At 39.7% G+C, this 14,069-nt stretch carries 11 protein-coding genes; 7 read left to right on the top strand and 4 right to left on the bottom strand.

Annotated features, from left to right (window positions below; all coding sequences use genetic code 11):
* Window positions 1–226 precede the first annotated feature (226 nt).
* Complete coding sequence (locus KME09_13965) at window positions 227–718, top strand: low molecular weight phosphotyrosine protein phosphatase (GenBank protein ID MBW4535038.1); 492 nt, start codon at window positions 227–229, stop codon at window positions 716–718.
* A gap of 60 nt (window positions 719–778) precedes the next feature.
* Window positions 779–2,485, top strand: a complete 1,707-nt coding sequence (locus KME09_13960) for an ABC transporter ATP-binding protein/permease (protein MBW4535037.1) — start codon at window positions 779–781, stop codon at window positions 2,483–2,485.
* 18 nt (window positions 2,486–2,503) lie between these two features.
* Here KME09_13960 and KME09_13955 read toward each other — a convergent pair whose 3' ends face one another.
* On the bottom strand, window positions 2,504–3,859 hold the full coding sequence (locus KME09_13955) for an FAD-dependent oxidoreductase (GenBank protein MBW4535036.1): 1,356 nt from the start codon (window positions 3,857–3,859) through the stop codon (window positions 2,504–2,506).
* A gap of 610 nt (window positions 3,860–4,469) precedes the next feature.
* Here KME09_13955 and KME09_13950 point away from each other — a divergent pair.
* From KME09_13950 to KME09_13940, 3 genes are all read left to right on the top strand, one after another.
* Window positions 4,470–5,933 (top strand): catalase, encoded by a 1,464-nt coding sequence (locus KME09_13950; protein MBW4535035.1) that lies wholly within the window; start codon window positions 4,470–4,472, stop codon window positions 5,931–5,933.
* Between the two features lie 88 nt (window positions 5,934–6,021).
* Window positions 6,022–6,480: an ankyrin repeat domain-containing protein gene (locus tag KME09_13945; protein MBW4535034.1), complete on the top strand. Its 459-nt coding sequence runs from the start codon at window positions 6,022–6,024 to the stop codon at window positions 6,478–6,480.
* A gap of 210 nt (window positions 6,481–6,690) precedes the next feature.
* A complete protein-coding gene (locus tag KME09_13940; GenBank protein ID MBW4535033.1) occupies window positions 6,691–7,458 on the top strand; it encodes an AhpC/TSA family protein in 768 nt (255 codons plus the stop codon).
* A gap of 23 nt (window positions 7,459–7,481) precedes the next feature.
* Here the strand turns inward: KME09_13940 and KME09_13935 are convergent, their stop codons facing one another.
* Window positions 7,482–9,050: a pentapeptide repeat-containing protein gene (locus KME09_13935; protein ID MBW4535032.1), complete on the bottom strand. Its 1,569-nt coding sequence runs from the start codon at window positions 9,048–9,050 to the stop codon at window positions 7,482–7,484.
* A gap of 343 nt (window positions 9,051–9,393) precedes the next feature.
* On the bottom strand, window positions 9,394–10,407 hold the full coding sequence (locus KME09_13930; GenBank protein ID MBW4535031.1) for a diguanylate cyclase: 1,014 nt from the start codon (window positions 10,405–10,407) through the stop codon (window positions 9,394–9,396).
* Window positions 10,408–10,544: 137 nt separating this feature from the next.
* Here KME09_13930 and holA point away from each other — a divergent pair, with 137 nt between their 5' ends.
* The gene (gene holA, locus KME09_13925; GenBank protein MBW4535030.1) at window positions 10,545–11,525 is read left to right on the top strand and encodes a DNA polymerase III subunit delta; all 981 of its coding nucleotides are present in this window, start codon (window positions 10,545–10,547) and stop codon (window positions 11,523–11,525) included.
* Window positions 11,526–11,565: 40 nt separating this feature from the next.
* Here holA and KME09_13920 read toward each other — a convergent pair whose 3' ends face one another.
* Window positions 11,566–13,374 (bottom strand): ABC transporter ATP-binding protein/permease, encoded by a 1,809-nt coding sequence (locus tag KME09_13920; GenBank protein ID MBW4535029.1) that lies wholly within the window; start codon window positions 13,372–13,374, stop codon window positions 11,566–11,568.
* Window positions 13,375–13,451: 77 nt separating this feature from the next.
* Here KME09_13920 and KME09_13915 point away from each other — a divergent pair, with 77 nt between their 5' ends.
* On the top strand, window positions 13,452–14,042 hold the full coding sequence (locus KME09_13915; GenBank protein ID MBW4535028.1) for a hypothetical protein: 591 nt from the start codon (window positions 13,452–13,454) through the stop codon (window positions 14,040–14,042).
* The last annotated feature ends 27 nt before the right edge of the window (window positions 14,043–14,069 follow it).

Genomic DNA, 14,069 nt, shown 5'->3' with positions numbered 1-14,069 from the left:
TAACTAAAATTTGCTCGATCGCCCATTATTTTTTAGCTAGATCGGCTGCTGATGCTCAACTTAACTGGATTTATCTTTCCCCATTAGTCGTCAAAAATTGCTATTTAAACTGTTAAGTTTGTTCTGTCAGTCTTTAGATATAACTCTGTGGTACATTTACCAAAGCAGAGATTATGAAACGTATCATCAGCAACCAGATTATTAAGTCGGTTGTCTTTTATTATTTATGACCTATAAATTGTTGTTCGTCTGTTTGGGTAATATTTGTCGCTCACCATCAGCAGAAAATATTATGAACCACCTGATCTCAGAAGCTGGTTTATCAACAAAAATTATTTGCGATTCGGCAGGAACATCTGGATATCATGTTGGTGCTGCACCAGATCGACGTATGAGTACGGCTGCGAAGAAAAGAGGGCTTGAATTAATCGGACAATCTAGACAATTAAAACCAGCCGACTTACAAAGCTTTGATTTAATCTTGGCAATGGATCGAGAAAACTATCAAGACATTTTATATCTAGATCGCGAAGGTAAGTACGAAGACAAGATCCACATGATCTGCGATTTCGCTACAAAAAAAGCCGATAAGGAGATACCAGATCCCTATTATGGTGGTGCAGATGGTTTTGACTATGTAATCGATCTCCTTTACGATGCCTGTGCTGGCCTATTAAATTATGTGGTTGATTCCGCAGAGTATCAAGCCAAGATTTAGTTAAACACCTATTACACCTATTGATTTTTTAAAAGCATTTCTGTTAGACAAAACAACCTCATGAATCGATTCAATTTTAAAATATTTAAGCAATTTTGGTCGCTGGCAAAGCTATATTGGCTGGGAAATGAAAAAAAAGGTGCCTTGACTCTGTTGTTTCTTCTCTTTCTTCTCTTAGTTGCTTATACCCAACTTAGTGTTCTGTTAAATCAGCAACAGGGCAACATTATCTCTTCTCTTTCTGCCCGAGAAATTGAGCGATTTCAAGCAACTATTAAAACTTTTTTTATTATTCTCGTAATTTATGTTCCTTTATATGCTGGTTTTGGTTATGTACAGGGCATATTAGGTAACTATTGGCGTAAATGGTTAACTAACTCATTTTTAAATCGTTATTTTAGTCAACGTGCTTTTTATAAACTGGGAAACTTTAATACCGATCTTGACAACCCAGACCAAAGAATTGCTGAGGATATTAAAGGTTTTACCGTTGATTCTCTCGGTTTTTTACTGGCGATAGTTAGTTCGGTTTTTCAGGTTATTGCTTTTAGCTTTGCTCTGTGGCAAATTTCCTCAAGTCTAGTTTATATCTTACTTGTTTATGCTCTATTTGGCTCAGTAATCGTTGTTGGTGTATTTGGCAGAAAACTGGTCAAAATTAACTTTAACCAAATTAAGAAAGAAGCTAATTTTCGCTTTGGCTTAGTGAGAATTAGAGAAAACTCTGAATCGATCGCTTTTTACCAAGGAGAAGATCAAGAAAATCAAAGTCTTAAACGTAAGTTTGAAGAAGTTTTTCAAAACTTTAATTTATTAGTGCTGTGGAAAGAAATATATTTAGGCTTATTTAGTCATGCCTATAATTTTTTCCCTTATATTCTCCCCGCCCTAATCATTGCTCCCCAAGTGATATCTGGTAATTTAGAAGTAGGCAAAGTTACTGAAGCTGCTGGCGCATTTGCCGTTATTTTTCATTCACTAAATTTTATTGTTGAGCAATTCCAATCGTTGACAGCATTTGCTGCTAGTGTTGAGCGTTTATCTAGTCTCAAAGTTTATCTAGACCATCCTCAAGCTGTTGTCGATCGAGATATTTTAGCTCGTCCTACCATTAATACCATCAAGCAAAATAACCTAGCAATCAAAAATCTAACGCTACAAACTCCTAACTACCAAAGAACTCTAATCAGGGATTTATCCGTCAACTTACCCACTGGAGAAGGATTACTGATCACTGGTACTAGTGGCTGTGGTAAGAGTTCTTTACTCAGAGCGATCGCTGGATTATGGGACTCTGGTAGCGGTGCTATCTATCGCCCTAACCTATCACAAATGCTTTTTTTGCCTCAAAAGCCCTACATGATCCTGGGTACGTTGCACAGCCAGTTAATCTATCCTCACGATAATTTAGAAATTTCCGAAGATAAGCTGAACCATGCCCTAGAAAAAGTTAATTTAGCAGACTTAGCCGAACGCTCAGGCGGTTTTTACATCGAAAAAGACTGGGATGAAATTTTATCTCTGGGAGAACAGCAAAGATTAGCCTTCGCCAGAATTTTAATTAACCAACCACGCTATGTTGTTTTAGACGAAGCCACCAGTGCCTTAGACATTAAGAATGAGGCACTTCTCTACCAATATTTGCTAGATACCAATACTACTTTTATTAGCGTGGGACATCGTCCTAGTTTAATTCAATATCATCGTTGGGTATTAGAAATGCAGTCAGGAGAAAAGTGGCAGTTACAGGCAAGCAAAATAAAATAGGGGCAAGGCAGGAGAAAATTAGGAATTAAGATCGACTAATTGTTCGCTGTTGGTTGATAAATCATCAAGAAATTGTTGACGCTTAAACTGATAGCCTTCTCCCAAAAAATCGATCAATCGAGTGGTATCTTCTAAAGCATTCTGGAGGCAGGTAGAAGCACCAGGAGAAGGGGTAATATTAAAAATGATCCGCTCGCCAGTTATTTTAGCTTCTCCCATCTCTAATGCTTGGGTATTAAGGTTCACAACCTGGGGACGAACTCCACCGTAACCCTTAGCATAGGTAAGATCTTTTAATTTAATTGAAGGGATAATTTTGCTTACTTCTTTGATAAACAGTCTTTTACCAATAATGGGAAAGTCATAAATGAAGTTGAGGGCAATATATTTAAAAATAATCGGGTCAGACAAGATTTTGGTAAAGCTCAGAACTGCCTTAAAGCTCAAACCCGCAGTTTGGAAATATTCAATTATGCTGCCATAGTGATGACGTTCTAACATCGGTAGAACCTTGGCAGTTGGCCCAAAACGAGCGATCGCGCGATCGTGGACTTCAGGATCGCCATGAATGGCAGCGAAAGGTAATTTTTCCTGCTGTACGGTATATACCTTACCATTGAGGAACTGAGGCGCAAAATAGAAGCTTCCCGCTACGCTCAGTAAAGCATAATCTAGACCGTAACCGAGGGATTTAGCAAAGAGTAAACTGTGCGCTCCTGCTGCCACCACGATCGCCTTACTAGTAATGGTTTGGTCTGATGTTTTGATTTGATACCCCTCTGGCTGTTTAGTAATTCGCTTTACTTTGGTATTAAATAGTAAATCTATTTTCGCCTCGGTATTTTGCCCAGAATTAACTATAAATGACTTTGCCAGACGATTAAAATCTACGGTATAACCTTCATCGGTATATAAAGCCACGATCTCTCGATCTTCTGGGCGATCGAGTAATACTTTTGGTTCTTTGGCTGCAATTTCTGTTCGATCTAACAACCTTAAATCAGGAAAAAGAGACTTAAACTGTTGATATCTAGCTTTTAATTGCTCTGTTTGTTCTGCACCCACGCCCAAAACCATCTTGTGATATTTGGTGTAGATTTCCTGTTCTGGATCTTTGGTCAACAAATAATTTTTGACTAAACTAGCTCCTGCGTTTACTTTCTCTGCTTTAGCTAAAGTGTAGTTAGTTTCAATATCACCAAAATGAAGAGTCTGGCTATTGCTGTTAGTAAAGGAATTAACTAAAGCTACATCTGCTTCTTTCTCAATCAGAGCGACTCGCTTAACGTTGGTATAGTTGCTTAAAACATAAAGTAATGCCGTACCGCAAACTCCACCACCAATAATGACAACTTCGTAGCTATTGTTACTCATGATAGTTTCAAGTTTGAGAGAGATTATAGATGGTTATTAGTTGTCTTGAAAAGAACTGAACATTTAAGCCAGAATATAAACTGCATTCACCATAATCATATTCTATAGCACTCCTAAGTAGGTAGGCAAAATAATTGATCAAACCCCTACCCTTAGAGCTATTTGTTACTCGTCTTAAAGGACGACGCGTAGCTAGTCCTAAAGGATAAGCTTCGTGACCAAAGGGAATCCTTTAGGGCAAATGCTTTAGCATAAGCTTCGTGACCAAAGGGAATCCTTTAGGGCAAATGCTTTAGCATACCGCTCCGCATATTACTCGTTACTCGTTACTCGTTACTTGTTACTTGTTACTTGTTACTTGTTACTTGTTACTTGTTACTCCCTAACCTCATTTCCAATTTAATTACACCCACCTACTTAGATGATTGTGGTGAAGAACAAAATATAATTTCAGCCAAAACCGACAACTTCTAGGTCATATTTTTAAGCTTTCATCTAACAAAATCTTAAATTTTCGCAATATTCAACTAACTCGTAGTCATAACGATTATGATATTTATCAAGCGATGAAATAAATGTTTGTAAACTCATTCACAAGTATTTAAATTTTATGTCAGAGCAAAAACCAAGACTAACTACTTCTGCTGGTGCGCCTGTAGGCAATAACGACAATTCTCTTACGGCTGGAAAAAGGGGCCCTGTTGTCCTTCAAGACTATAAACTATTTGAGAAAATAGCCCATCAAAATCGGGAGAGAATACCAGAGCGAGTAGTCCATGCCAAAGGTTGGGGCGCTCATGGTACTTTTACAGTTACTCATGACATCACTAAGTACACCCGCGCTAAATTATTTTCTGAAGTAGGTAAACAAACTCCTATTCTGACCAGATTCTCCACTGTAGCTGGGGAGCATGGTTCTGCGGATGCCGAACGAGATGTCAGAGGATTCTCAATCAAGTTTTATACCGAAGAAGGAAACTGGGATATGGTGGGCAACAATACCCCCGTGTTCTTTGTTAGAGATGGCTATAAATTTCCTGACTTTATCAGAACTCAGAAAAGACATCCCAAAACCAACCTAAGATCTAATACTGCCGCCTGGGATTTTTGGTCATTGATGCCCGAAAGTCTGCATCAAGTAACAATTTTGATGTCTGACCGAGGTTTGCCAACTGCACCTATGTATATGAACGGTTATGGCTCTCATACCTTCAGCTTTTGGAATAACGATGGTGAAAGATATTGGGTGAAGTTCCACTTTAAAACCCAGCAGGGACACAAGTTTTATACCAATGAAGAGGCGAAAAAAGTCATCGGTGAATCTAGAGAAAGCTACCAAGAAGAGTTGTTTGGTGCGATCGATAGAGGCGAGTTTCCTAAATGGAAATTTAAAATTCAGATTATGCCCGAAGCAGATGCTGAAAAGACTCCCTACAATCCGTTTGATCTAACTAAAGTTTGGCCTCATGCTGATTATCCATTGATTGACGTGGGGGAAATAGAGTTGAATCGAAATCCAGATAATTACTTCACAGATATTGAAAATGCTGCCTATTCGCCATCCAATGTTGTCCCAGGTATTGGCTTTTCTCCAGATAAGATGCTTCAAGCGCGGATCTTTTCCTATGCCGATGCCCATCGTTATCGTTTAGGCGCACATTATGAGTCCTTGCCGATTAATCGACCAAAATCAGAGGTGGCACACTACCACAAAGACGGTCTAATGCAATATTACGTTAATCGAAACACCGATGCTTATTACGAACCAAACTCTTTTGGTGGACCAGTTGCCGATCCTAGTGTGGAAGAACCACCACTGAAAATATCTGGCGATATTGCGCGGTATGAGTATGAGGAAGAGACAGACATATATACTCAACCCCGCGATCTGTTTAATATGTTTGATGATGGGCAAAAACAACGCTTGTTTAGCAATATAGCTAATTCAATGGCTGGCGTACCCACAGAAATTATTGAGCGACAGCTAGCGCACTTTGATCGAGTAGATCCTGCCTACGGTGATGGGGTAAGAGTAGCTTTAGGAATAGCAAGCAAGCAAAAGACTGCGGTATAAGTTGAATTGAAATAGTTATCCCAGGGAATGACACATTTGCCATTCTCTGGACAATAAAAACTAAATTAAGAATTTTGGAAAAGTTGGTATGGATTTTTTTGACTTAATTCGTTGGGGAGAAATGGCGCAATTAAAGCCGATAGTTGAGGCAGAACCCAAGATATTAGAGGTTAAAGACCCTAAAGGCTATCCGCCACTTATACTAGCAAGTTACAATGAACAGTACGATATTACGCAATACTTTCTCGATCGCGGGGCAGAAGTAGATGCTCAAGATCCTGCTGGCAATACGGCTTTGATGGGGGTTTGCTTTAAAGGCTATAAAGCGATCGCCACTTTATTGTTAGAGTATGGAGCAGATGTCAACGTACGTAATTTTAACGGAGCTACGGCACTGATCTATGCAGCTACCTTTAATCAGACCGAAATCGCCAAGTTATTGTTAGAAAAAGGCGCAGACAAAACGGTACAAGACGTTAGAGGCAATACCGCCTATATGCAGGCTAAGTTTCAGGGTCTACCACAGTTAGCTGCACTATTAGAGTAAACTACTTAGAACGTCTAATGTAAATTATTAAAACTGGCTTTTAGGATAGCTCGCGCTAGAAAAACCTTAGTTTTCGACTTGTGAGCGAATAAATACGCTGACTAACTTTTCACATAAGTAGTTTTCCAAAGCTAAAAGCTAAGAGCTAAGAGCTAAGAGCTAAAAACTAGTAAATTAGAACGAAGGTAATTCACATTAAGCGTACTTAGAATGACTATCTATTCTATCCTCAAGCAAACTCAACGAGAGCTGGTAAGCAGCGGAAATCTTGAGCCAATTTTTGTGAGCAATGATCGTAAAACCCTGGTTTTACTATGGTCGCAGCTTGGAGATTTTGATAATCTGGAATATGCCTGGTGGCTAGATAGAGAGTCGCAGCAGCTTAAAGCAGCAGGAATTAGTGTCAAAGCAATTGGTATTGGCGATCGCAATTCGGGAATCAAGTTCTGTCAATATACAGGTTTTCCCCCAGACTGTTTATACGTCGATCCCACTGCTGAGTTACATCGACAATTAGGTTTATATCAGGGATTAACGGTTAAATTTCCCTTTTTATCGGCAAAATATAGCGCTTTACTGAATTTAATGCTGATGTGTGCGGGTATTGGTAGTCCTGGGACGCTTTCTGAAGTATTTAGAGGTTATCGAGGCGATCGCACTGCACCCCAACTGATTGCTGACGAGCAAGTGGTAGAAGATACACCATTACCAGCGATTAAAGGCTCCATGTTCAAACTGGCTGGTGGCTCTGGTTTTCAGCGTCCTTTTGAATTAGCTACTCTACGACTTAGAAATATGAGTGAAGTATTAAGCAACTGGAATACCTATGTGCCTGATGCCAGTTATTTAACCCAACGAGGTGCTACTTTTTTGTTTGATGCAGGAGGAAAATTACTCTATGAACATCGCGATCGCAATATTCTGGGTTTTGCAGCTAATATGAGCAACCCTTTGTCGTTTCTCCTAGATCTAGACTGATGAATGATCCTAATTACGGCAAGTTACCAAAAACCACGTTTACCGCTGGGCATGATGGTCATCCAGTTAGTTTTCGTTTCTTCTAGCTGTTCTTTAGTTAAGTTAGTTTCACTCAGATTTGTCCCACAAAGATTTGCGCCTTTTAACTTTGTATTTTTGAAATTCGCACCGCTTAAATTTGCGCTCCGTAGGTCAATTCCTTCTAAATTAGAAGAATGAAACACACACTTATTTAAATCAGCATTACGGAACATCGACAGCCGTAAATCGCAATTATTGAAGTTAGACCGATTTAAATCTGCCCCTTGAAAATTAACTCTAACTAGCTTAGAGTCATAAAACTTAGATTCAGACAAGTTAGCCTTTTGTAAATCCTGCATACTTAGATCTTTCAAGCCAAAGTCTTTTCTACCTGCATCATAAGCGCTCAAAATTTCTTCTGCTGAAATTTTTATGGGTTTGGCAGGCCCTTTGGCAGCTTGATCGAGTGAAGTCGTCTGACCAACACGAGTTCTGTACTTAGCTGTTCTGGCACTACGATATTTAGAAGTAGCGGCACTTTTGCCTCCTGCTCGATTAGTAGTTCGGTCGGTTAACTGACTAGAACCACGACGAGTTGAACCAATTTTAGTTCTATTCGTGCTAATGTTACTATCGGTTATAGTGGACTGACCCAGCATACCTTCAGCTAGTTTATCGCCATGATATTCTAAATCTAGGACATCTAATACTTCTTGAGCCGTCTTATAGCGACTTTTAACCGCCACCTCCAGCATTTTAGTCAGGATTTTGGCAAAACCATCGCTGACATTTACATATTTGAACCAGTTAATGTCTCCAGTAATCGGGTCACATTCCATGTTCTTCGGTGCTTTACCACTCATCAAATACATGCAGGTAACACCTAACGCATAAACATCACTAGCGTATACAGGACGCATTGCCAATTGTTCAGGGGGGGCAAATCCAGGCGTACCCACAGCAAAAGCAGTTAAGGCTGTTTCATGAGCAGCCACTGAATCGATCTGATTTTTAACTACGCCAAAATCGATTAAAACTAGCCTGTCGTCTATTTCGCGACGAATAATATTTGCAGGCTTGATATCTCGATGAATCACTTTTTGGATGTGAATATCGCGTAAGATAGTCACAACTTCTTTGAGTACCTGTCTGGTTTGCGCTTCGTTTAAGACTCCATTTTTCTTAACTTCTTGCTGGAGATTATTACCCTTGACAAATTCTTGAATTAGATAAAATTGCTGACGGTCTTCAAAATAATCTAGTAGTCTGGGTATTTGAGGATGATTCCCCACCATACCGAGAGTTTTGGCTTCACGCTCAAACAATTCCCGTGCCATGGACAAAAAATTAGGATTATCGGTATTAGGTCGTAATTGCTTGATTACGCATAAAGGCTTGCCTGGAAGAGAGAGATCGGCTGCCAAAAAAGTAGCCCCAAAACCACCTTTGCCCAGACCTTTTAATAAATGGTAACGACCATGCAACAGGAGTTTGGCACCACAAGCTTCACATAGTTTGGACTTGGGGTTATTGATCGGTTTAGGACAGGATGGATTTAGGCAATAGCTCATTCAAAGTACCTACGAGGCTCTGTCTAATAAAAATAGGTTAGGGATTAAATCCGCGAACTAGCTGAATTTTAGGTTTAAAACTCATGCTTTCCCGCTATTTTTTCCCCAGCATATCCTACATTTTTCTAAATCAGTTGAGTAAAGCAATTTATTAGTTAGTTTGAGAGCTATTTTACTGTGGATATTTGCCTAGAACCTAATAATCACAAGCATTTGGGCTTAAATAATTTTGATCACCAATACCACAAGGGTATATCCGAAGGTGTATGCTAAAGCCCTAAAGGACTAACTTCGTGTCGCATTTGCGAAGCTTATCCTAAAGGACAACGTCAGTAATCAGTAATTAGTAATCAGTAATTAAGATCGAGCGATCGCGACCCTGTTTTTTTGCTTGATAAAGAGCCTTATCCGCCGTAACTAATAGTTGCTTTTTAGTATATCTTGGCTGGGGGATTAAACAGGTCACACCCAAACTGATAGAAACGTAATTACTTACTGTTGATTCGGGATGAGGTAAATAAAGCTGCTTAACCTTGAGTCGAATTGTTTCTGCCACCCGTAAAGCATTTTGAGCCGAGGTTTGTGGCAAAATAATCGCAAATTCTTCTCCACCATAGCGCGCTACGAGATCGGCAGGTCGCTTAACGGCTTTGGTTATTGCTTGAGCAACTCGTCTTAAGCACAAGTCTCCTGAGTGATGTCCTAGGTTATCGTTATAAAGTTTAAAGTAATCAATATCACAAAGAATTAAAGATAGATAACGCTGTTCTCTTTGCCCTCTTTGCCATTCTCTCGTCAGAAATTCATCAAATATACGACGGTTAGCAATTTGGGTAAGACTATCGATCGCCGCTAATTTACCTAATTGCTGATTAAGACTTAATAGTTTTTTGGCTGCTAATTGGCGCTTTAAAAGTTCTCGTTCTAAATGGGCGTTTTTGGCTTTTAATTCGATTTTTAAACGGCTTATTTGTAGTTGATTGTTAATCCGCGCAATTACTTCTTCAATCTGAAACGGTTTAGTAATGTAATCGCTAGCACCAGACTCGAAAGCTTTAATCTTAGGCTCGGCTTCGTTGGCAGCACTAATAAAAATAATGGGGATATCTTGGGTATGAGGATCGGCTTTGAGATGACGGCAAACTGCAAAACTATCCATTTCTGGCTGACTAATATCTAGTAAGATAATGTCTGGAGGTCGAGCCATAGCCGATCTGATCGCTAAACTTCCTTGATTGGCCTGTTCTACTTTATATCCTTGAAGATTTAAAATGACCGTCAGCAATTCGATATTCTGGGGGCGATCTTCAACCACCAAGATGCTTCCTGGTTTGAAGGATTTTTCTTTTGTCGTCATCTTCAGCTGAAACACTTACATGTGCCAATTTATTATTTAGATCTTAAATCAAATACCAATACCGATGGAGTGATTTTTATTTTGAATTTATAATCAACAATAATTTGGCGTTCTTTAGTATTCAGTAACCAGAAATTATGCCCGTATATTTATACTGGGGTGAGGATGATTTTGCGATCGCCCAAGCCGTAGAAAAGTTACAACATGAAGTATTAGATCCCAACTGGCTACAGTTTAATTATCATCAGTTACCAGGCGATCGCCCTGAAATGACGATCGAGGGGTTAAATCAGGTAATGACTCCTGTATTTGGTCTAGGCGATCGCCTAGTCTGGTTAGTGGACACCAATCTATGTCAACAAAAACCTAATGCCGATATTCTAAATGAATTAGAGCGTACTTTGAAGGTAATTCCCCAGAGTTCTCATCTTTTATTGACTACGAGTAAAAAACCCGACGGTAGATTAAATACAACTAAGCTTTTAAACAAGTATGCCGTAGTTAAGGACTTTAGCCTGATTCCGCCCTGGAAAACTGATTTAATTGCTGCTCAAGTGAGGCAAGTCGCCCAGGCAAAGAAGCTGAAGTTAACACCAGGAGCGATTGAACTGCTAACGGAATCTGTGGGGAATAATACTCGTCAGCTATGGAATGAATTAGAAAAATTAAAGATCTATTGGGGAGATAATCAGCAGCCTCTAGATCAAAAAGCTGTGGCTCAATTGGTACTATGTAACACGCAAAATAGTCTTCAGCTAGCAGCAGCGATTAGGGATGGCAAAACCGATGAAGCTTTAGGGTTAGTTACTGATTTAATCAACCGCAATGAACCTGCGTTAAAAATTGTTGCCACTTTAGTAGGACAGTTTCGTACCTGGACAATCATAAAACTGATGCAGCAGTCAGTCAGGAGAGATGACAAAGCGATCGCCACCGCAGCAGGAATTAATAATCCTCAGCGTCTTTATTTTATTAATCAAGAGCTAAAAAATACCAATTCTCAACGGCTTTTAGCTACTTTGCCGATCTTATTAGAATTGGAATATAGCCTGAAGTCTGGAGGAGTAGCCTTGACGGTTTTGCAGACTAAAATAATTGAGCTATGTCTAATACGTTGAATGTGAATTAGCTTTTAGCTATCAATACGTAGATCTAAATCTAAGACAAATTGTAGCTAGATGCCTGCTTCAAAAACATTTCAGCATACAGACCATTTTGGCTCATTAATTCTGGGTGAGAGCCAACTTCGACAATCTGGCTATTTTCTAAAACCACAATTCGATCCGCTAACTGTACTGTGGAGAAACGATGGCTGACAAAAAAGGTCATCTTGCCTTGGGTTAGAGTACGAAACTTTTCAAATAATTCATATTCAGCGATCGCATCCAGAGCAGCAGTCGGCTCATCTAAAATTAAGATCGGTGCATCGCTCATAAAGGCTCTTGCCATACCGATTTTTTGCCACTGTCCCCCTGAAAGATCGACTCCTCCTTTGAACATTTTGCCCAGACGGGTTTGATAGCCTTCTTTTAAAGTATCGATTACACGATCTGCTCCTGAATCGATCGCTGCTTGCTCGATCCGAGACTGATTTTCTCTTTGAGGTAAATTACCAAAGCCGATATTATCCTTGACACTTAGCTGATAACGGGCAAAGTCTTGATTTAAAACGCCAATGTTTTGATGTAACTCTGAAAGTTTAATTTCTGATATGGGAATACCGTCGATCGCGATCGCACCTGAATCAACATCGTATAATCGAGTAATTAGCTTCAACAGAGTTGTTTTTCCCGCACCGTTTAAACCGACTAGGGCAATGCTTTCTCCTGGTTTAATCTCCAGATTTAAATTACTTAAAGTAGGCTTGCTCGCACCTGAATAGGTAAAACTGACATTTTTCAGAGATAACCCTTGCTTAATTGGTTGAGGAAACGATTGAGGACGATCGGCATTAATTACCTGGGGTTGTAAGTTGAGAAAATCAAAATATTGCGCAACGTATAAATTAGATTCGTAGACACGGGCAATATTTTCCAGGATTGCAGGCAGTACTTGTTGTGCTTGACTAAATGCTCCCGTATACATCGTAAAGTCCCCCACCGAAATTTGACCCGCGATCGTTTTAATTAACGTCCAGATATAGGCAAGATAAAAACCACTATCAACTAACACTCCTGCTATACCGCGCATTTTAGTATACTCTGAGGCGATCGCTGCTGACTTCTGGTTAAAATCGAGGCGAATATCCTGCCACTGTCCTAATAAGTGTTGACCTAAGTTAAATAACCGTACTTCCTTAGCAAATTCAGGATTAGTTAACACCTGCTGAATATAGTTCGAGACACGTCCGCTTTCCGTCTCCATGCGAGTCATCCAAAACCGTCTACCAGAGTAAACAATGCTCGTCCAAAAAGAAGGTAAAGCCGTAAAAAATAACAGCGGGACAATAGCTACATTAAACTGCAACAGCAAACCTAACAAACTAACTAAAGTAACTCCCTGACCAAATAAACCTGTCAGCGTTTGAATTACCCGCACAGGATGATTACTACCGCTATCTTGAGCGCGAGCTAGAGTATCGTAAAACTCGGGAGATTCAAAATGTCCCAGATCTAGTTGAGCAGACTTTTCCAGGAGAACAAATTTGGTATGAAGATTGAGGCGATCGTTAAAAATCTGACCCACATAAAGACTAGTTTGAGTCAATACTGCCTGGACAAAACTAACCCCAAACCGCAGCGCCACTAACACAATTAATGGTCGCCAGACAAAATTAGCATTACCCCAGTTAGCAATTACTAAATCGATAATCGCCTTATTGATCAGCAACATCAAAGCTGGAATCAAAGACTGGAATCCTTGAATTACCAAAGAGAGAAATAAATAAAGAGGTGTCGCTTGCCAGACTAAACGCAGCAGCAGGAAAATATTAACCAGGATGTCTTGAAATCGTCTTCTAGAAGTCAAATTATGTTTCAGCCTTTTTTAGTTTATTTAATTTAAAGTAGTACAATAATATTAGAATTTTCGGATTTTTACTTAAGATGGCAAAAACCTCAGCAGTTTCTCATTTTGTGGCAGTTAGCGATCTTTCTAAGCCAGTAACAGAACAAGAAGGCATTTTAATCGAAGTATCGGGAACAGGAGATACGCAAAAAAATCGAGCTAAAGCCTTAGATATTGTCCAGGAGATGTGGGAGAAAGAAGAAATCGATGTTGAACGTTTTCCCGACGGTTTGACTCCAGACCATATTTTTTATGTCCCAACCGATAGTCCTCAAGTAAAATCTAGCAAAACCGTGTCAGATAGTCAGGAATTGTTGCCCATTGTCCAGGGCGCTCAAGAAATCATCCAATTAACCAAGCTACAGCTAGAGGTTCAAGAAGCATCAGAACAGGCAGAACAGTATATACCGATTATTCAGGTTGTCCTAGAGCGCTCGCGCCCTCTAACTACAGAGGAAAAAGAACTCGCCAAAGACAAAAAATACGGTAAAACTATCGAAAGGTTAGGTTCAATCGTCGCAGAACAAGAAGAGTTTCAAGCAACCTGTTCGGGTAACGGCAGTTTGGTTTTAAATGCGATCGCCTGGCAGCTAAGTCAAGGTGCAGAACCTCAAGCCGAGAAAAATTAATTATTTAATTGGAGGTTGGCTATTGCT

This window comes from Pleurocapsa minor HA4230-MV1, assembly GCA_019359095.1.
Classification (GTDB): domain Bacteria; phylum Cyanobacteriota; class Cyanobacteriia; order Cyanobacteriales; family Xenococcaceae; genus Waterburya; species Waterburya minor.
This window is presented reverse-complemented; position numbering and strand designations above follow the sequence as displayed.

Coding starts and splice junctions, on each gene's coding strand:
- KME09_13965 (MBW4535038.1), top strand. CDS start 227: ATGACCTATAAATTGTTGTTCGTCTGTTTGGGTAATATTTGTCGCTCA.
- KME09_13960 (MBW4535037.1), top strand. CDS start 779: ATGAATCGATTCAATTTTAAAATATTTAAGCAATTTTGGTCGCTGGCA.
- KME09_13955 (MBW4535036.1), bottom strand. CDS start 3,859: ATGAGTAACAATAGCTACGAAGTTGTCATTATTGGTGGTGGAGTTTGC.
- KME09_13950 (MBW4535035.1), top strand. CDS start 4,470: ATGTCAGAGCAAAAACCAAGACTAACTACTTCTGCTGGTGCGCCTGTA.
- KME09_13945 (MBW4535034.1), top strand. CDS start 6,022: ATGGATTTTTTTGACTTAATTCGTTGGGGAGAAATGGCGCAATTAAAG.
- KME09_13940 (MBW4535033.1), top strand. CDS start 6,691: ATGACTATCTATTCTATCCTCAAGCAAACTCAACGAGAGCTGGTAAGC.
- KME09_13935 (MBW4535032.1), bottom strand. CDS start 9,050: ATGAGCTATTGCCTAAATCCATCCTGTCCTAAACCGATCAATAACCCC.
- KME09_13930 (MBW4535031.1), bottom strand. CDS start 10,407: ATGACGACAAAAGAAAAATCCTTCAAACCAGGAAGCATCTTGGTGGTT.
- holA (MBW4535030.1), top strand. CDS start 10,545: ATGCCCGTATATTTATACTGGGGTGAGGATGATTTTGCGATCGCCCAA.
- KME09_13915 (MBW4535028.1), top strand. CDS start 13,452: ATGGCAAAAACCTCAGCAGTTTCTCATTTTGTGGCAGTTAGCGATCTT.